Origin of the sequence: Enterococcus sp. DIV1279b, from assembly GCF_050531515.1 — a bacterium.
Taxonomy (GTDB): Bacteria; Bacillota; Bacilli; order Lactobacillales; family Enterococcaceae; genus Enterococcus_D; species Enterococcus_D casseliflavus.
Genome location: NZ_CP172891.1, coordinates 1,926,283 through 1,943,427 on the forward strand (window position 1 = coordinate 1,926,283; position 17,145 = coordinate 1,943,427).

Annotated in this window: 21 protein-coding genes; 10 read left to right on the plus strand and 11 right to left on the minus strand. The window is 42.4% G+C overall.

Going from position 1 to position 17,145, the window contains the following annotated elements; translation table 11 throughout:
- Window positions 1-98: 98 nt before the first annotated feature.
- Window positions 99-593, minus strand: a complete 495-nt coding sequence (locus tag IGI71_RS09060; RefSeq protein WP_005226198.1) for a hypothetical protein — start codon at window positions 591-593, stop codon at window positions 99-101.
- Between the two features lie 137 nt (window positions 594-730).
- Here IGI71_RS09060 and IGI71_RS09065 point away from each other — a divergent pair, with 137 nt between their 5' ends.
- Together IGI71_RS09065 and IGI71_RS09070 are read left to right on the plus strand one after the other, a co-directional pair.
- Window positions 731-1,258, plus strand: a complete 528-nt coding sequence (locus IGI71_RS09065) for an HdeD family acid-resistance protein (protein ID WP_005226199.1) — start codon at window positions 731-733, stop codon at window positions 1,256-1,258.
- A 120-nt stretch (window positions 1,259-1,378) separates the two neighbouring features.
- Window positions 1,379-1,822, plus strand: a complete 444-nt coding sequence (locus IGI71_RS09070) for a hypothetical protein (RefSeq protein WP_005226200.1) — start codon at window positions 1,379-1,381, stop codon at window positions 1,820-1,822.
- Between the two features lie 32 nt (window positions 1,823-1,854).
- Here the strand turns inward: IGI71_RS09070 and IGI71_RS09075 are convergent, their stop codons facing one another.
- Window positions 1,855-3,789: a heavy metal translocating P-type ATPase gene (locus IGI71_RS09075; protein ID WP_121261247.1), complete on the minus strand. Its 1,935-nt coding sequence runs from the start codon at window positions 3,787-3,789 to the stop codon at window positions 1,855-1,857.
- Between the two features lie 185 nt (window positions 3,790-3,974).
- Between IGI71_RS09075 and rsxC the strand changes: the two genes are divergently transcribed.
- Genes rsxC through IGI71_RS09090 form a run of 3 tightly spaced genes read left to right on the plus strand, consistent with a single transcriptional unit; the run spans window position 3,975 to window position 6,972 of the window.
- Complete coding sequence (rsxC, locus tag IGI71_RS09080; protein ID WP_430615460.1) at window positions 3,975-5,312, plus strand: electron transport complex subunit RsxC; 1,338 nt, start codon at window positions 3,975-3,977, stop codon at window positions 5,310-5,312.
- Window positions 5,305-6,375: an RnfABCDGE type electron transport complex subunit D gene (locus tag IGI71_RS09085; RefSeq protein ID WP_015509781.1), complete on the plus strand. Its 1,071-nt coding sequence runs from the start codon at window positions 5,305-5,307 to the stop codon at window positions 6,373-6,375. Before rsxC ends, IGI71_RS09085 begins: the two co-directional genes overlap by 8 nt.
- A gap of 24 nt (window positions 6,376-6,399) precedes the next feature.
- Window positions 6,400-6,972 (plus strand): hypothetical protein, encoded by a 573-nt coding sequence (locus IGI71_RS09090; protein WP_128432763.1) that lies wholly within the window; start codon window positions 6,400-6,402, stop codon window positions 6,970-6,972.
- A 36-nt stretch (window positions 6,973-7,008) separates the two neighbouring features.
- On the opposite strand, the gene IGI71_RS09095 is transcribed toward IGI71_RS09090, so the two are convergent.
- Window positions 7,009-7,206 carry a hypothetical protein gene (locus IGI71_RS09095; RefSeq protein WP_185939950.1) on the minus strand — a complete coding sequence of 66 codons (198 nt, stop codon included), beginning with the start codon at window positions 7,204-7,206 and terminating at the stop codon, window positions 7,009-7,011.
- A 135-nt stretch (window positions 7,207-7,341) separates the two neighbouring features.
- On the opposite strand from IGI71_RS09095, the gene IGI71_RS09100 reads away from it, so the two are divergent.
- Complete coding sequence (locus IGI71_RS09100) at window positions 7,342-7,614, plus strand: hypothetical protein (RefSeq protein ID WP_005226206.1); 273 nt, start codon at window positions 7,342-7,344, stop codon at window positions 7,612-7,614.
- 88 nt (window positions 7,615-7,702) lie between these two features.
- Here IGI71_RS09100 and IGI71_RS09105 read toward each other — a convergent pair whose 3' ends face one another.
- The 3 genes from IGI71_RS09105 to IGI71_RS09115 all read right to left on the minus strand — a co-directional run bounded on the left by IGI71_RS09105 (window position 7,703) and on the right by IGI71_RS09115 (window position 9,192).
- A complete protein-coding gene (locus IGI71_RS09105) occupies window positions 7,703-8,074 on the minus strand; it encodes a hypothetical protein (protein WP_005226207.1) in 372 nt (123 codons plus the stop codon).
- 169 nt (window positions 8,075-8,243) lie between these two features.
- The gene (locus IGI71_RS09110; RefSeq protein WP_015509784.1) at window positions 8,244-8,789 is read right to left on the minus strand and encodes a metal ABC transporter permease; all 546 of its coding nucleotides are present in this window, start codon (window positions 8,787-8,789) and stop codon (window positions 8,244-8,246) included.
- Complete coding sequence (locus IGI71_RS09115) at window positions 8,773-9,192, minus strand: DUF4430 domain-containing protein (protein ID WP_005226209.1); 420 nt, start codon at window positions 9,190-9,192, stop codon at window positions 8,773-8,775. The genes IGI71_RS09110 and IGI71_RS09115 overlap by 17 nt, the downstream gene beginning before the upstream one ends.
- 164 nt (window positions 9,193-9,356) lie before the next feature.
- Here IGI71_RS09115 and IGI71_RS09120 point away from each other — a divergent pair, with 164 nt between their 5' ends.
- Window positions 9,357-10,757, plus strand: coding sequence for a C69 family dipeptidase (locus IGI71_RS09120; RefSeq protein WP_010748429.1), 1,401 nt, complete (start codon window positions 9,357-9,359; stop codon window positions 10,755-10,757).
- Window positions 10,758-10,942: 185 nt separating this feature from the next.
- Entirely contained in the window at window positions 10,943-11,113 is a 171-nt protein-coding gene (locus IGI71_RS09125; protein ID WP_074933668.1) for an aldo/keto reductase, read from the plus strand.
- A gap of 59 nt (window positions 11,114-11,172) precedes the next feature.
- On the opposite strand, the gene IGI71_RS09130 is transcribed toward IGI71_RS09125, so the two are convergent.
- The 4 genes from IGI71_RS09130 to IGI71_RS09145 all read right to left on the minus strand — a co-directional run bounded on the left by IGI71_RS09130 (window position 11,173) and on the right by IGI71_RS09145 (window position 15,169).
- Entirely contained in the window at window positions 11,173-12,333 is a 1,161-nt protein-coding gene (locus IGI71_RS09130) for a MalY/PatB family protein (protein WP_074933665.1), read from the minus strand.
- Window positions 12,334-12,363: 30 nt separating this feature from the next.
- Window positions 12,364-13,926 carry a maltose/glucose-specific PTS transporter subunit IIBC gene (gene malX, locus IGI71_RS09135; protein WP_016609246.1) on the minus strand — a complete coding sequence of 521 codons (1,563 nt, stop codon included), beginning with the start codon at window positions 13,924-13,926 and terminating at the stop codon, window positions 12,364-12,366.
- A 103-nt stretch (window positions 13,927-14,029) separates the two neighbouring features.
- Window positions 14,030-14,815: a MurR/RpiR family transcriptional regulator gene (locus IGI71_RS09140; RefSeq protein WP_142973046.1), complete on the minus strand. Its 786-nt coding sequence runs from the start codon at window positions 14,813-14,815 to the stop codon at window positions 14,030-14,032.
- 171 nt (window positions 14,816-14,986) lie between these two features.
- Window positions 14,987-15,169, minus strand: a complete 183-nt coding sequence (locus tag IGI71_RS09145) for a hypothetical protein (protein ID WP_016609241.1) — start codon at window positions 15,167-15,169, stop codon at window positions 14,987-14,989.
- A gap of 165 nt (window positions 15,170-15,334) precedes the next feature.
- Between IGI71_RS09145 and IGI71_RS09150 the strand changes: the two genes are divergently transcribed.
- Window positions 15,335-16,000 (plus strand): NAD(P)H-dependent oxidoreductase, encoded by a 666-nt coding sequence (locus IGI71_RS09150; protein WP_123834499.1) that lies wholly within the window; start codon window positions 15,335-15,337, stop codon window positions 15,998-16,000.
- Window positions 16,000-16,173 (plus strand): hypothetical protein, encoded by a 174-nt coding sequence (locus tag IGI71_RS09155; protein WP_005226215.1) that lies wholly within the window; start codon window positions 16,000-16,002, stop codon window positions 16,171-16,173. The genes IGI71_RS09150 and IGI71_RS09155 overlap by 1 nt, the downstream gene beginning before the upstream one ends.
- A gap of 96 nt (window positions 16,174-16,269) precedes the next feature.
- On the opposite strand, the gene dat is transcribed toward IGI71_RS09155, so the two are convergent.
- Window positions 16,270-17,127, minus strand: a complete 858-nt coding sequence (gene dat / locus IGI71_RS09160) for a D-amino-acid transaminase (protein ID WP_074933658.1) — start codon at window positions 17,125-17,127, stop codon at window positions 16,270-16,272.
- Window positions 17,128-17,145: the final 18 nt, after the last annotated feature.

The following is a 17,145-nucleotide window of genomic DNA, read 5'->3' on the forward strand; positions in this document are numbered from 1 at the left end:
GTTAATTTTATCGTACAAAAAAGGAGTGGATTTCTCCACTCCATAAAAGTCTAACTTTTTGGGGTCACTACATTAAACTGGCAGTAATCGAGGGTCTTTTAGTCCTTTGTTCCTTGATCATGATCGACTAAAATATCGATCGGTGTCCCTTCATTCAAGTGTTCTGACAAGAAAACAACCAATTCTGCTAATGGCTGCTTGAATTTCATCAATGGGCCTCTCATCCCTCTTCGAAAATAGTTCATCTTGATGGGCTGCCCTTCCTTTTCTTGAAATAAAACGACTCGATCGATCTCTTGGTAGAGTACCCCTTTGATACTCATTGGATGGACAATGATTCGATCAAGTGCTAAGCCGCGGCTATCTAAAACAAAGCTCAAAAAGACCAAACCCGAAACGATCCCCCGCACCCGATTATCAAGTGCCTCTTCCATCATCACCATAGATAGGATAATCATTACTGAAAAAATCGTAATGGCGACCTTGCTTAGTTTGCGCTCCACAGCAAGAAATTGAATGTCTTTCCTTACCACGAATAAATAAAGGTATAAAACGATCGTAAAGGCACACATCACTAGCGTTAACCCACTCATAATACTCTCCGTTCTGTTTTCTTTTCCTTATTTTACCAAAAAACCATCTGATACAAAAGGCTTAGCCTATTTCGTAGGTTTTTTGATATCTATTTTAACAAGAATTCGGTACAATAGGAAAAAAAGGAGGAATTATCATGAATGCATTTTTTGATAAATTACAACGCTATGATTTACTTCGTGCCGTCGTATATATCGTCTTTGGCTTCATCATCTTGATTGCACCACGATCTGTCTTCAACACGATCGTTTATCTTGTTGCCGGGTATATTGCATGTTTAGGGATCATTAGCTTGTATACGAGCTACAAAGAAAAACAAAAGGGCTATCGCAATGTGCAATCCGTCTCTGGTATCTTACTGTTGATTGCGGCAGCTGCGATTTTAGTTTTTGCCAAAGGGTTACTTGCCATCGTGCCATTTTTCTTAGGAATCATGATCACCATCAGCGGTTGCACCCGATTGATGGCAAGCTTTAACCAAAAACGCATTGGTTTACCTTATATCACTAGCTTGATCATCAGTCTATTGATCATTGCTGCAGGGATCATCCTAGTATTGAATCCCTTCGCCACTTGGTTGTTATTCTTCCAAATTTTTGGCGGGATCTTGATTTTCATGGGTGCCTCCGATGCGGTCAACCATTTCCAACGAAAAAGAGCCTAATAAATGAGAATGTTTTAAAATTTCCTACGAATCTAACATCTACATGTAGACTTTTCCCGCTATTCCTTTTAAAATAGGAGATATCAAACAGTCAGTCCATTGACACGCGGGAGGTGCGACATGAAGAAAATCAAGCAAGAAGCAAAACATCCAAACGATGTACCGGTAATTTTTTTGACCGATGCAACTGGCAAAGTCGTACGAAAAATCTCGATCAATGAGTGGCGTGCGCTTAAAGCAACCCCTGACCAGATCGAAGAACTTGATATCAAATTGTATCGTGAAGCAATCAGTTTCTATCTTCAAGAAGACTACGCAAAAGCAAAAGATCTCTTGCATTTCTTGATCAACAAAACAGACTATAGTCATTATGAATACGTGGAACGACTAGCAAATATCTACCGCATCGAAAACCGTCCCGCTAAAGAAAAAGACCTGTTACTGACTGCTTATCATGCAATCAAACCGTTGGATTCCTCTGAAGGGATTTTAAGAAGGATCGAAAATCGATTGCAAAAAATCGATGCCTTTGATTTTCCAACTTCGACACAATTCAGTCATTAAAAAAGCAGCTATCCTTCGATAGCCGCTTTTTTTTATGCATCTGGCAGTTTGCGCAAAAGGCGCAACCCGTTAAACAATACAATCAACGTACTTCCTTCATGGGCAAATACCCCCAGCCCAATATTCATTTTTCCAAATAGATTCAACCCGACTAATAATGCGACGATAAACATGGAGAAGAAAATATTTTGCCAAATGATTCGATCCATTTTCTTCGCTAAGCGATAGGCATACGCGAAGCGTGAAAGATCATTTTTCATGATCACGGCGTCCCCCACTTCGATAGCAACATCTGACCCTTCCCCCATCGCAAAACCGATGTCTGCCTGAACAAGTGCGGGCGCATCATTGATGCCATCCCCCACCATGGCGGTTTGTCCGTAGGCTTCTTGGAGTGCTCGAACCGCTTCCGCTTTGTTCTCAGGTAACACATTAGCCGCCACTTGATCAACGTTTAGCCGCTTTCCGATGGCTTCCCCAGCAGACGCACTATCTCCGGTGATCATAACGGTATGGATCCCTTCATTTTTTAAATAACGAATCACAGAAGCTGCCTGTTCGTTCGGCTCATCCATCAAAGCGATGATTGCGACAACCTCTTCATTGATGGAAAAAATGACCATCGTTTTTCCTTGCGCTTCCAGGTGACGGTACTGTTGCTCCAACGAACCTGTTAACTGGGAGTTTTCGGTTCTTTTTCCTAATCGATAGGTTTTTGTTCCTGAGACGGCTACTAAACCGGAACCAATCTCATTCGTAACCGTCAGCTGTTCGTTTTGCTGCCCTTTACTGTTCTTCTCAAAATAAGTAACGATCGCATCTGCCAATGGATGATTGGCTTGTTTTTCCAGCGAAACGATGATGGAAGCGGCCTCTGCTTGATCGATGGCTTCAGAGAAAATGACATCCGTGACCGTTGGTTTTCCGACGGTCAACGTGCCCGTTTTGTCAAATGCCACCGCTTTGATCTGAGCAAAATTCGTTAAGTAGTTACTGCCTTTAAAAAGAATCCCTTTTTTCGCTAGATTTGAAATCGCAGATAAACTAGCAGGTACCGCACTTGCCGCTAACGCACAAGGAGACGCTGCAATCATCATCACGATCCCGCGATAAAAACTAGTATACCAATCCCAACCAAGTAGAAACGGTGCTGTTAAGATGAACAAAGAGACTGCAATGAAAACAATGGTTACATAGATTGGTTCAATTTTTTTGATTCGTGTTTCTGTTGGTGACTGATTCGACTGTGCCGCTTCAACGACTGAAAGAATTTTGGCAAAGACCGTTTCCGAGCTGTCTTTTGTGACTTCCATCAAAAATGTTCCATTGCCATTAATGGTACTGCCATAAACTTCGTCTCCCGCTGTTTTTTCTCGCGGTATACTCTCGCCATTGATGGAAGCTTCGTTGATGGCACTCGTGCCAGAAAGAATCACCCCATCTGTTGCTAACTGATCACCAGGCAAAACTTGTAAAATATCCCCTTTTTTTATCTCTGAAGCAGCAATTTTTTTGGCTTTCCCATCTGGGCCCATCAAACGCGCTTCCGTTGGATTCAATTTGAGAAGATTGGTAATTTCACGTCGGCTTTGCCCTTCCGCGTATTCTTCTAAAAAGTGAGCACCAGCAAAAATCAAAATCAGTAAGGCTGCCTCATTAAAATTGCCTATGATCATTGACCCTATCGCTGCTAATAACATCAATAGATGTACATTTGGCGTAAAGCGCCGATTGATTCTTGTGCTTTTTACGGTATCCTCGATCCCTTCCCACGAAATGTGGTAGCCCGCTAATAAAACTGCAGCAAAATAAACCCCGTCTTTTACCCATTGATTCGAAATAAACAGCGCCACTATAAAGAAGATTACCCCCGCGAAGTAAACTTTACGAGGAAACGTCCCATGATCATGGGTATGCGTATGTCCCTTCGTTTTTGTGTGCTCGTGTTGACAAGTATGTTCAGCCATCATCAAAACCTCCTCTATTCCATCGAACATATGAACGATCAATCATGTTTATACCCTGATTATATATGAACAAACAATCATATGTCAACCGAAATAAGTTTTTCTTGTGAAATGTAAGCGTTTATGGTTTTGAGAATGCGGATGGCATGCTAGAATAAAGTTAGGAGAAAAAAGGAGTGTTGGCTATGAGAACATTTACTGGTGGAATTTCACTAAGTCCCCCGTTACAAATGTTAAAAGAAAAATTAATGATCGAACAAGATGAAATCCTTACCTTTTCACCCACGATGGTCTTTATCCCTTTGGCACAACATATTGGTGCCCCTGTCGAACCGACGGTTTCCGTTGGTGAGTACGTCAAGCAAGGGCAAGTGATCGCTGTAGCAGATGCCTTTGTATCTGCGAAAGTCCATGCATCTGTTTCGGGCAAAATCGTCGATATTGTCGATTGGCCAAATCAAAACAATGAAGAAGGAAAAACCATCATCATTGAAAACGATTATGCCTTCGATAATGATTTTTTGTCTACCCCATTCAACTGGCAATCTGCTGCTAACGAAACGATCCTCAAAAAAATCCGTCAAGGCGGTATCGCCGGCAAAGGCGGTGCAACGTTTCCCACCCATGTCAAATTCAGTATTGATGAAAATAAAAAAATCCATACCTTGATCTTAAACGGATCTGAATGTGAGCCCTTTTTGCGCAGTGATGCCTTCTTAATGCAAAAAGAAGCCCAAAAAATCATCCAAGGGGCAAAAATTGCCCAAAAATTGTTAGCTGATCCAAAAATCATCATTGGCATCGAGGATGATAAACCGCTAGCCATTTCAGCGATGCAAGCCGCAAGTGCAGAGGATGACACGATAGAAGTCGTTACTGTCCCAACTGTTTATCCAACCGGTGGTGAAAAGCAGTTAGTAGAGTTATTGACCGATCAGGAGGTACCTTTAGGCGGCTTGACTGCCGATATTGGGATCGTATTGATCAATGTTGCCACCAGCTTTGCCATCGCTGAAGCGGTCTGTTATGACAAACCGCTGATTGAACGCTATACAACCGTGACTGGTGATGTTCAACATCCACGCATCGTCAAAAATCCTTTAGGAACACTCGCAGGAGAGTTGATCGATTTTGCTGGCGGCTTTCAAGGTGCGCCCAGCAAGCTGATTCTTGGCGGCCCCATGATGGGGAAATCCGTCAAAACATTAAAGGTTCCGGTCACCAAAGGCAGCAACGGGATCGTTGTTTTTAATGAAGAAACCGATTGGCTATATGCCGAAAACCCCTGCATTCGCTGCAATAAATGTGTCGAAGCTTGTCCGATGCGCCTGATGCCGATGGAGATCGATCAATTCTATCGAGCAGGCGATTATCAAAAATGTGAAGAATTGCTGGCAGAAGCGTGTATCAATTGTGGTGCTTGCACCTTTGTCTGTCCAGCCAAACGTTCCTTAGCTGCCAACATCACTGCCGCAAAAGGCAAGGTTGCACAGCTGCAGAAGGAGGCGAAGGAAAGTGCCTGATTACTACAAGGATTCCGATAGCGAGCGCCTCTTCCAGCAACGAAAAAACCAAGAAACTCCACCAAGCCCCCATATCCGCAGCAATGACGAAACAGTCAAAATCATGGGCTGTGTAGTACTAGCCTTACTACCAGCAGTTTTATTCTCGGGCTACCTTTTCGGGCTCAAGGTATATGGGTTGTTTTTCATTGCGTTAGCCACGGCGTTTGCCGCAGACGGAATTTGGTCCTACCTCATCAAACGGCCATTTCGTTTCGATCTAAGCATCGTTGTGACGGCATTGCTTTTAACGATGAATCTTCCACCGACCGCACCTTGGTATTTCCCAGTGATCGGGGTGGCGTTTGCCGTGATCATCGTCAAAGAATTTTTTGGCGGTATCGGCTATAACTTTTTAAATCCAGCCCTTGGCGGTCGCGCCTTGTTGATTGGCTTGTTTTATAACCAGATGTTTTTGATCAGTTGGCCAGATCCACCTTTTGGCAGCATCGCTCCTGATGTGGTTTCGCAAGCTACGGCGAACGATGTCGTTTCCGGTGCTACGCCGTTAGCTGTCATGAAGGCCGGGGACACCTTAAGCGGTTCTGATCTGTTGGATGCTTTTTTAGGATTTACTGGGGGACGAATCGGTGAAACCAGTGCCTTGCTTTTACTTCTAGGTGGAATTTTTCTCGTTTACAAGAAAATCATCTCCCCTCGTATCCCGCTGATTATTTTTGCAACGATCGGGCTCTTTGCTTTTATCCTTGGTCCAGAAGGACTTTTTACTGGCAGTTGGCAAACGGTGATTGGGCATATCATCAGCGGTGGTGCCATGTTGGGTGCGATCTATATGGCGACTGACTATTCTTCGACTCCAGGAACAAAAGCAGGAGAAAATCTTTTTGCCTTAGGCGTGGGGCTTCTCGTTGTCCTCTTCCGTTTCTTTGGTTTCACAAACGAAGGCATGAGCTATGCCATCTTGATCATGAATTGTTTTACTCCACTCATTGATCGCTTCTTACGCCTTCGCATTTTAGGGGAAGGAAAAAAGACCCCGTTCAACCTTAAAATCATGAGCTAAAACGCAAGAAAGGAGCGTTCTCATATGATGATCGCCAATCGACTAGTGGTCTTCCTAGTCATCCTACTCACAAATTACGCCTGTCAAAATTTGGCACCGACCGTCAAAGAAAAAAAACCGAACGTGACGACACGGGTGGTTTTCCTGTCAGGGATCATTGCAGTCGCATACTTGTTGAGCGGTTTAAGTTTTTATCTTTTGCTTCAAAATCGCTTTGTCTATGGCAATCAAGTGGTCACCAATTTGGTAAGTGCTGCCATCATCGCCTTGATTACTGCCAGTTTATGCTTACTGATCGTTCCAGCAAAAAACCGTTTCTTGACGAATGATCTAAAAAAGACGACCCTAGTCAGTGTCTTCTTGCTGACGATCGCCACTGTGACCCAATTTCCCTATACCGATTATTTAACCAATTTATTTGTTGCTGTAGGCATGTATTTTCTCTTTTCCTGTGCTTTGTCAGGGGTTCATACACGAAATCAAATTGCCACGATTCCGCCAATTCTAAAAGGCTTACCCCTGGACATCGTGACACTTTTTCTATTTTATCTGAGCTTTTCCTTTCTCAACGGTGTCTTCTTCAACTATTTATTCTAAACAAAAAGCAAGTCCCGCTTTGGCAGCGGAACTTGCTTATTTCTTGCGGAACATTTCTCTGAAGGAACCGATCAAAAACCCAGTCGAAAAAGCATTTTGTGCCTTTTGTTCTTTTTCAGCAGCGATTTTTTGTCGTGTTCGCAGCCCTTTGTTGGCATTTTTGGACTTCTTCCCTTCACGGAGTTCTTTCGAAGCCTTTTGAAACTCTTTTGAGAAACGGTTATACCCAACCACTCCTTTTGCCTCCTTTCTTTTTACGTGACACATAATAACGAGGATTTATTATAGGAATTGCCTTTCTGATGCAAATCAGGTAACATAACAGACAGAAAGATGATTTATCCCAGGTTTATCAGAAAGGAAGATCCCATGAACGAAACACACACTGGATTGTTAGTCAATAGCCGTGTTTTTCAAGAAACGCCAATGATGCTAACAGGTATCCAACTTTTAGAAGACCACAAAATCGTGAATTGCATTATTAAGGATCGCTACTTAGCCAGTTATGTCTTACGCCTTCCTTTAAATAAATACCAATTAGAAGTCGAAGGAAAATGGAACAAGCGGGAACAGTTAGTGATAAAGCATATGAAAATCAAGAATATCGATGAGTTTATTAAAATCGTCGGTACACCAGAATAACAGGACTCACGAAAAGCAAGTGCAGGCAACTGCCCTTGCTTTTTTTTGAAAAAATCCAGCTGATTTTTCCCGCATGTTCCTCCGATGTTTATCGCGACATTCTGGTAAACCGATCGATCAAGGCTTTTTGCTCCTCTTTGATACCGATCGCCAACGGTTTGATCATTAGTTTGACAGTGGTCGAAGGTGTCTGAATCTGGACTTTTTTATTTACCACACCGCCTAGTTGTAATTTTGTGATCTCGTGGATCATAATTGTCTGCATCCCTTTTTCATGAAATTGCAGATCTAACTGAATCAAGTGGATTTTTTCTTCGTCAACCACCACGATAAAATACTTTGGTGTTGGCAGGGCAATCATTTTGGCTTCCTCGGCATAACCAGCCAGTTTTCCATGGAACTTCGCACGGTAGCTTTCTAAATCATCTTTTTTCACGATCCATTTCATCAAAAGCCACATCCTTCCTTAGATACCTTAAGGATACCTGCAGAAACCGCTTTTGCACAACAATATGCCTGCTTGTTTCCTCACATAACCCCTTTCACCTCATTTGATCGTCAAAGACTTTTTCCTCTAGTCATGGACGTTTTGCCCGACACTAGCTAACTCAACAAAAAAAGCGAAGCGCTTAGTGCCCTTCGCTGTTGTTCTTTGGATAGTAGTGTTGGAAAAGCCGCAGAAAGATCGGTGCTAGTAACAGATAAAAAATGCCATTGCCTATTGCGTGGAGGGCATCAAAGCTCAATCCTTGAAAATAATAAGCCCAAAAGCTAGGAAACCCATAAAGTTTGACACTGATCCAAGATATCACAAAGCCATAAGCAAACCCTGCAAATACACTGTAGCTGACTTGTAAAAGCAACCGTTTCATAAACAGCTTGCTTTTTGACAACAGATACATCCCCAAAATAATGATTGCATAGCTAACTAATTGAGCAATCGTCCATATTCCCATTCCCATGTAAAAATTGGTAATCAGCATCGAGAGCAGACATACGATCAATCCACGACTAAGACCTAAATGGATGGTTACTAATAAAAAGATCACCGTCATTGGTTGAACATTGGGTAAGGGTTGAAAAAGTGACCTGCCGACGACGGCCGCTGCCACAAGCAGCCCTAAATAAGCAATTTCTTTTCCAGCAAATGCAAGTGGTTTATTCGAATTTTTCATAGGTGAAAACCACTTTATCGTTGTTTCCTAAAAAGGTATCATCTGCCCCAGTTGTAATCATTTCATCATTGATCGTATATGTCCAATAATAGCCAGCTTTTTCATCTTGCGCTAAACCGTCAATGCTGGTGATCATCCCTTGATTTTCTTCCAAGTCAAAGTTCTCTTTCATGATAGTCATCAAAGAAACCCCTTCTTTAAAAGTGACCGTTTTGGTTTCGATCTCCTGGTCTTGCTCTTCACTTTTATTATTGAAGCTGATTTGGGCAGTGCGCTCTTCGGCGTTTTGTTGGACTGACGAAGATTCACTGGAGGAGTTTCCCGCATCCATCGATGGTTTGGCACAGCCGGCAAAAACCAGACTTAGTAAAAAAATATAACTAAAAACAACTGTTTTCTTCATAATAATGGCTCCTTTGATTTTTTTTACAACACCTTATTCTACTAAAAATTAATAAAAAAGGCGAAATTTTTTGTTCCTCTCTATAGAAAGCATTGTAAAACCATGAGACTATGGGTATACTAGCTTCAATCATTCGTAAGAAGAAATGAAGGAGTGTTGGAAAGATGGATAGAAAAAAAGCGTCCTGTACCACTTTACTAGTAGGAAAAAAAGCATCGATCGACGGCTCGACCATGATTGCCCGCAATGAAGATTCTGGAAGCGGTTCGGAACCGCAAAAATTCGTCGTCATCACTCCAGAACGGCAAGGAAATGAATTTTACGCCGTTTTAAGCGACTGTCGAATCAGTTTGCCAGCAAAATCATTACGCTATACTTCAACCCCTGAAGCAGATGAATCGCAAGGAGTTTGGGCAGCTTCAGGAATCAATGAAGAAAATATCGCCATGACTGCAACAGAAACGATCACAACCAATTCGCGCGTTTTGGCTATTGATCCATATGTGGAAGATGGTATCGGGGAAGCTGATTTCGTCAGCATCGTACTGCCTTACATCCATTCCGCTAAAGAAGGTGTTTTACGCTTAGGGGAACTCTTAGAAACCTATGGGACCTATGAAGCCAACGGGATCGCTTTTTCTGATGCCGAGGAAATCTGGTATATGGAAACCATCGGTGGACATCACTGGGCAGCTGTTCGCATACCAGATGATGCCTATGTCGTGGCACCAAATCGCTTAAACATTGATCACTTCGATTTCGCCTCAGAAATGACGTTGTGTTCGCAGGATCTCGAACAGTTGATTGAAGACTATCAATTAAATCCTGATTTTGAAGGCATTAATCTACGCCATATTTTTGGCAGCTCCTCAGAAAAAGATACCCGTTACAATAACCCGCGGGCATGGTACATTCAAAAACACTTTAGCGGAACAGCCGCTGAACCGATCGATCAAGAGCTCCCGTTTGTATGCTACCCAAAACAAAAGCTATCCGTGGAAGATGTAAAATGGGCATTGAGCTCCCACTTCCAAAATACGCCTTTTGACCCTTACGGTACAGGGAGCGAGACACAAAAAACACAATTCCGATCGATTGCTCTCAATCGCAACCAGCAAGTCCATATTTTACAGATCCGCAACCACGTGCCCGCAGCAATCGCTGGCATTCATTGGCTTGCCTTTGGCCCCAATACCTTCAATGGCGTTGTGCCCTTTTATGCAGCTATCACTAAGACCCCACTTGGCTATTGTGATACGACAAAGACCTACGATCCATCAAATAGCTATTGGTTAGGACGCACCTTGGCGTTGATTGGAGACAGCGACTACGATCGCTATAGTGATCTTGCCAACCGTTTTGAAATGGAAACGATGGCGGCTTGTCGCCGCATCCAACAAGAAACTGATCGTAAAGCTTCCGTTGACAAGCAGCCTACTCGTCTGCTTGAAGAAGCCAACGCTGAGATGGCCGAACTGTATTTAAAAAATGCAACAACGTTACTAGGAAAAATGGTGGAGTCTGGCAGTAATAAAATGGCCTTGCGTTTTTCTTTAGCCGATTAGTCAATCGCTGAAAATAAAAGGATTAACAAAAACTTTACATGGAATTGCAGCAATCTAAACATTGCTCTCCTATACTAAAGATACCAATTCGTTTTCTTTTTCCTTGCTGGTACAAATCAAGCAATTGATTTGTACTAGTCCCCCTATTGAAGATCAATTGGTAAAAACCGTTGGGAGGAATGAACATGACTACAAGCATTTATCGGACTGTCACCAACGAAATTGTTAAAGGTGAGATCATCAAGAGCAAGAGTCAGCAAGATATGCTGATCATTCAAGACAAAGAAGGTTATTTCCATGTCGTTGAACCAATCCCCGTTACTACTGCAATGACTCCCCGCACGAAGAAAGACTAAAAAAACCACTGGTGATCAGAAAGAATACAGGATCTTTCTGATCGCTCAGTGGTTTTTTTTTATGTCAAACTCAATGTGAATCGCTTCAAGCCATCAATGAGTTTTTCTCGCGAACAGCCAATGTTTAGGCGCAAAAAATTTCTCCCCTCTTTCCCATAGATCTCTCCTGACATAATCGCGACTTTCCCCTTTCGAATCATTCGTTGCTGCAATTCCGCCATCGTTAAACCCAGTGCTGTACAATCAATCCACATAAGATACGTGGCTTCGCTTTTCGTGACCACGAGTTCTGGGTGATGTTCCTGTAAATAAGCGATCACATAAGCAATGTTACCATCAAGATAGTCATTGAGCTGATCCACCCACTTACTTTCATTATCGTAGGCAGCAATCGTTGCGGTCATGCCAAAAATACTGGTGGAGCTCAACCCATCGGCTTCTTTTAACTGAGTTAAGAAGCGCTCACGCAACTTGGGATCAGGAATGATTCCATAAGAATAAATCAACCCTGGGAAATTAAATGTTTTACTTCCCGAAGTAACAAGGGCTACATTTTCTTGCAACAAATCAATGATCGGTTGATGCCTTTGTCCTTTTCTTACAATGTCCATATGGATCTCATCAGAGATGATAAATACATCATGGGTTTTCGCCAATTCGATGATTCGTTGCAACTCATCCTTTTGCCAGACTCTCCCAGTTGGGTTATGAGGACTACAGAGGAGAAGAACTTTATTTTCAGGCTGTGCCATCAATCTTGTTAGCTCTTCGAAATCAATGCGATACGACTTAGCATCATAGATGAGTGCATTAGGTACGATTTTTCTTTTGTTCTCTTTGATCATTTTATAAAACGCATCATACGCTGGCGTCTGAACAATGATCCCATCTCCTGGTTCACTGAGTAGGGTGACGAGCTGTTTAACGCTATACATAACGGAAGGACTGTAGACCAGCCAATCGCTTTTGATCATGCTGTTAAAACGTTCAGAATACCATTTGCAGACCGCTTGCTTGAATTCATTATGATTCCAACGTGTATACCCAAAAACCGGGTGCTGCATCCGCTTGATAAGTGCCGCTTCAACTGCAGCTGGCACCTTGAAATCCGTATCGGAAATCGTAAATGGCAACAAGTTTTTTTCACCAAAACGGTCTTCAACATAATCCCATTGAGTACACTGGGTTCCTTTACGATTGATTGGTTCATCAAAAAACATTTTCTTCACTCCTACTACTTGACAATTTTGCTAAAGAATCGCATCAAGTTGATTTCTGACTGTTGTTACTTTCGTTCCAATGATTACTTGCACGTTAGTATCATCTAAGTGAACGACCCCAAGCGCACCTAGTTTTTTCAGCCGTTCATCATCAACCAATGTACCATCGTTTAGAACGAGGCGTAGCCGTGTAATGCAATTGTCTAAAGAATCAATATTGCTTGCTCCCCCTAAAGCTGCCAAAATACCATGGGCATCATAGCCACTCTTTCCAGAATAGGTCATTTCCTCTTCCAACTCATTCGTTTGATCACTGTTCTCTTCTCTGCCAGGTGTCTTCAAGTTCTTGCGAAGGATTACTGTTTTAAAAACAAAGTAATAAAGGGCAAACCAACAAGCTCCTACGATCAGAACGAGCCACCATTTTGTATATGCGCCTTGCATCACGCCAAAGATAAGAAAATCAAGCACGCCCCCATCGGTATTTCCAATCGTGACACCTAATAGACTCATTACCATAAATCCAGCACCTGTCATGATGACATGAAAAATCCATAATAAAGGGCTGATGAATAAGAATAAAAATTCGATTGGTTCAGTAATTCCTGTCACAAAAGTTGCAATGACGCCTGAAATCAATAAGCCTTTTATTTTTGAACGATTCTCAGGTTTTGCCGTGTGGTACATAGCTAATGCTGCTGCCGGTAAGCCAAACATAAAGGTTGGCATCTTCCCTTGAGACAAGAACGCAGTTGCACTAGGTGAGATGCTCAAGCCGTTTTGTAATTCCGCATAAAAAATATTCAACGCCCCAAAGACTTGCTGACCATCGATCAGCTGACTTCCTCCTGCTTCGGTAAAGCGAATCATGGAAACCAAAATATGGTGTAATCCAAATGGCAGTAACAAGCGCTCACCTGAACCAAATAAGAACGGACCGAAAGGACCAGCTTGTTGGATCAAATGTCCGATTCCTGTGATGATCATAGCAAACAACGGCCAAATCATCGGAATGATCACCCCGACCACAGCTAAAGTAAGCGAGGTGATGATTGGAACAAAACGTGCTCCTGAAAAGAATGCAAAACTATCTGGCAATTGAAAATGGTAGAAGCGCATATGCAATTTATAAACGATCAATCCTGCGATAATACCTCCTAGAACACCCATTGATAATGTTTGAATGCCAAAAACGATCTCTTGCCCTGCTTCTCGTAGTTGATCTGCAGCAGCTAATTGATTCGTTTCTTGTAAATAAAAATTGATGGATAAATGCATCACGACATAGCCCACAAAGCCTGAGAATGCCGCAACTCCCTTCTCTTTTCTTGCTAGACCTAAAGGAATCGCCATCGCAAACATGACGGGTAAGTAACTAAAGGCAAACCCACCGATCGTTGACATGAAACGAAAAACCACTTGGAGCCAAGGGGCACCTAAAAATGGGAAAACGTCGATCGTTGAAGAAGATGAAAATGAACTACCAATCCCTAAAAATAAACCCATGAATGCGAGTAAAGCGACTGGCAACATAAATGTTTTCCCAAGTCCTTGAAAAATTTCCATCCAGCTTGCTTTCTTTCCTTTTTGCATATCATTTCCTCCTAACACTTTTATCTCTTAAAATGTAAACGATATCAAGAAGGCTTACAATACAGTTCCCCAAAGAAGAATGACCATTCACAAAATGGAATGGTCATTCAGGATCAAGTCCTGCTTCGATTTGATTGGCGTATTGAATAATTAAAATATCCAGTAACGCCGCTAAGGAGATCCGCGGGCTCAAATCGACTTCATGATGATAAATCGCTGTCATTTCAACAGGAAAAGAGAAGGTGGCAAGCTTTTCTAACGTGCTTTTTGGTTGACCAATACAGGCTAAAATCGGCACGCCTCTTTGTTTCAAACGAGTAGCATAATTTAGCATCCCGATCGTTTCTCCACTATGACTAATAAAAAGAGCTAAATCATTTTTTGATAGTTGGTTCGCGATGGTTGTCAATTCATCCCAATCCGTTGATGCACCCACTGTTTTACCTAAAAAGCGCAATTTTCGACTTGCAGATAATGCGACCGGCGCACTTTGCCCTAAAGCGAAAAATTCGATTCGTTCTGCTTGCTGCAGCATTTCCACGGCACGCTGAAAGTCAGCTTCTTCAATCATTGATAAGGATGTCGTCAGCTGGTCAATCATTTGCTTGATCAGTGGGGATAAGCCAAGAGAGGCTTGGGTAGCAGACTCGTTTCTTTCAAGGCTTTGATAACTTTTCAATGAAAATTTGAATTCTTGAAAACCCGTAAAGCCAAGCTTTTTCGCCATTCGACTGATCGTTGCTTGACTAGTATAGGTTTGAGAAGCTAACTCATCGGCCGTCATTTCTGAAACTTTCTCAGGCGCCCTCAAACAATAGTTAAGGACGGTTCGTTCTACTCGGTTTAGCTCAGGGATTTTGTATTGGATTCGTTTGTATAAATGGTTCATCACCTGCTTCTCCTCTCTACTGTTTCTTCATTCTTCTCCTCTCCACTATGCTTCATTTACTCATTATACCTTCCCTCAAGAAAAGTACCAACTGATGATGAAGAACTTGACAGTAAAAAAGCGGCTCACCTTTTACCTGGTGAGTCACTTCTTCTATTTTCTCTCTATCTATCATTTTTGCGCAGTCAATTCTGTAAACTCTTGCCCATTGCCATAGTCACTTTCTTTTGAGGGTTGCTTTCCAGATATTCGTTGTCGGCAACTGACAAGTTTATTTTCGACATATTCCATTGTATTGGCGGCGAACATTACTACATTTGCTAGACCTTTGATCAAGGGATCATTTGATTCCATCCTCTATTCCCCCATTTCCTTCACGTGTAAGTTGTTACTGACACTTCCTTATCAATGAATATAGACGAGGTACCTTAAATCAAACTAAAAGAGGACCAACACTACGAAAAGCAAAGCAGACTAGTTTCCCTTTCTGGTAAAATATGGTACATGTAGTAGGAAAGGATGATCAATCTCATGATAAAAACCTTAGTGGTGGCTAGCCACCCAGATTTCCACAACTCTCTTTCCCAACGTTTTTTCAGTGAAAGTGCCAAACTTCCTAATGTCACCATACACTTTCTTGATGATTTTTCTGACTTTTCTCTTGCCGATGAACAGGCGCTGCTGCAAAACTGTGACCGTTTGGTTTTACAATTTCCCTTATATTGGTACAGTGTTCCAGCAAAAATGAAAGCTTGGATCGATACGGTTTGGGAAAATTGCGCGCCTGCTTTGGTGGGAAAAGAAATCAGTTTCGCCGTTTCTACTGGTGTTGCTGCCAAAGAATTTCAGTTAGGCGGTCGAGAAAATACGACCTTTAACGAAATTTTGCATCCACTCGTACTGATGGCAAAAAAACACCAAATGACCGTGTTACCCATCGTTGTCCTTGACCAACTGATGTATAAAACGGAAAAAGAAAAGCGTGCCTTTGTCATTGCCTATCAGCAATTATTATCGATGCCCGCTCCCTTTACGTTTGATCAAAAGCAACAATGGTTTGCTGAGAAACTGGCACATTTGGTTTCTAAAAAACCGCAGCTTTCTCCTTTGCTATCCCTGTTGCAGGAAAACCATGAAACATTGACCGAATTAGAAGATGCTTTAGCTGAATTGGAGGTGCTTTGATGGGTCATGATTGGCTAACACCGCTGATAGAACAATCCATTCAAGAAACCACTGATTACCATGAAAAAGCATTTTTGCAAGAGCTGGGACAGTTGTTGCAGCAGCAAGAAACCCGCATCGAATTGAAACAAGGAGAACTTGACGGGAAGTTGTGGAACCCTAGTGAATGGTAAGAAATAATTTTCAACGCAAGAAAAAGCTTTGGTCCCACCCAGCCTTAAAAATACTGGGTGTTGCCAAAGCTTTTTTAGGTGGTTTCTATTGCATAATCACAATGAATCGCTTTTATTCTTTGTGGCAGCGATATACGCTGCTTGCAATTGTTTCGTGATTGAACCCAATACGCCAGTGCCAACGGGTTTCCCATCAATGGCAACGATCGGAACGATTTCCCAAACTGAGTTGGTCAAGAAACACTCTTGCGTGTTGCGTAGTGCCTCAATCGGGACGGGTTCTTCTCGATAGGGAATTTCTAATTGGCGACACAACTGAAGGACCTTCAATTTCGTGATTCCCGGTAACACCAAACGCCCATCCGGATGAGTATAGACGATCCCATCAATGACAAACCAGAGATTGGATGCAGATGCTTCTGTAAAAAAGCCATCTCGTTGCAGTATCGCATCATCGAAGCCAGCTTCGATCGCTTGATCCAGCGCCAAAAGATTCCCTAACAAACTCAATGATTTGATATCACAATGCAACCAGCGTTCATCAGGAAGAACGGTTGCCGAAAGCCCTGCTTGCTGCATTTCATCTGGTCGTTCAAAGGGGATCACATTTGCCGTCACCACCCCTTTGACCGATCCAGCTGGTGGAAACTCGTGATTTCTCGGAGAAGCGATTCCTCGGGTGATCTGAAGATAGATTTCTCCTTCTGTGATTCCTTCAGTCTTAATGAGTAACTTTAGATTTTCAGTCAATTGGGGAATCGAATAGGGTAACGTTAGCTTAATTTTTTGAGCACTGCTTTCCAATCGAGCCATATGCTCCGCTAACATAAAACAGTGGCCATTATATATTCGGATAACTTCATAGATCCCATCACCATACTGATAGCCACGGTCTTCGATATCAATTCTCACTACCTCTCGATCAACGATCTGATCATTCCACAAAACCTTCATTTCCTCACTCCTATCGTC

Coding starts and splice junctions, on each gene's coding strand:
- IGI71_RS09140 (WP_142973046.1), bottom strand. CDS start 14,815: ATGAACCATTTATACAAACGAATCCAATACAAAATCCCTGAGCTAAAC.
- IGI71_RS09065 (WP_005226199.1), top strand. CDS start 731: ATGAATGCATTTTTTGATAAATTACAACGCTATGATTTACTTCGTGCC.
- IGI71_RS09105 (WP_005226207.1), bottom strand. CDS start 8,074: ATGTGGCTTTTGATGAAATGGATCGTGAAAAAAGATGATTTAGAAAGC.
- IGI71_RS09115 (WP_005226209.1), bottom strand. CDS start 9,192: ATGAAGAAAACAGTTGTTTTTAGTTATATTTTTTTACTAAGTCTGGTT.
- IGI71_RS09150 (WP_123834499.1), top strand. CDS start 15,335: ATGATCAATCTCATGATAAAAACCTTAGTGGTGGCTAGCCACCCAGAT.
- IGI71_RS09075 (WP_121261247.1), bottom strand. CDS start 3,789: ATGGCTGAACATACTTGTCAACACGAGCACACAAAAACGAAGGGACAT.
- dat (WP_074933658.1), bottom strand. CDS start 17,127: ATGAAGGTTTTGTGGAATGATCAGATCGTTGATCGAGAGGTAGTGAGA.
- IGI71_RS09130 (WP_074933665.1), bottom strand. CDS start 12,333: ATGTTTTTTGATGAACCAATCAATCGTAAAGGAACCCAGTGTACTCAA.
- IGI71_RS09145 (WP_016609241.1), bottom strand. CDS start 15,169: ATGGAATCAAATGATCCCTTGATCAAAGGTCTAGCAAATGTAGTAATG.
- rsxC (WP_430615460.1), top strand. CDS start 3,975: ATGAGAACATTTACTGGTGGAATTTCACTAAGTCCCCCGTTACAAATG.
- IGI71_RS09120 (WP_010748429.1), top strand. CDS start 9,357: ATGGATAGAAAAAAAGCGTCCTGTACCACTTTACTAGTAGGAAAAAAA.
- IGI71_RS09125 (WP_074933668.1), top strand. CDS start 10,943: ATGACTACAAGCATTTATCGGACTGTCACCAACGAAATTGTTAAAGGT.
- IGI71_RS09090 (WP_128432763.1), top strand. CDS start 6,400: ATGATGATCGCCAATCGACTAGTGGTCTTCCTAGTCATCCTACTCACA.
- IGI71_RS09155 (WP_005226215.1), top strand. CDS start 16,000: ATGGGTCATGATTGGCTAACACCGCTGATAGAACAATCCATTCAAGAA.
- IGI71_RS09100 (WP_005226206.1), top strand. CDS start 7,342: ATGAACGAAACACACACTGGATTGTTAGTCAATAGCCGTGTTTTTCAA.
- IGI71_RS09070 (WP_005226200.1), top strand. CDS start 1,379: ATGAAGAAAATCAAGCAAGAAGCAAAACATCCAAACGATGTACCGGTA.
- IGI71_RS09060 (WP_005226198.1), bottom strand. CDS start 593: ATGAGTGGGTTAACGCTAGTGATGTGTGCCTTTACGATCGTTTTATAC.
- IGI71_RS09110 (WP_015509784.1), bottom strand. CDS start 8,789: ATGAAAAATTCGAATAAACCACTTGCATTTGCTGGAAAAGAAATTGCT.
- malX (WP_016609246.1), bottom strand. CDS start 13,926: ATGCAAAAAGGAAAGAAAGCAAGCTGGATGGAAATTTTTCAAGGACTT.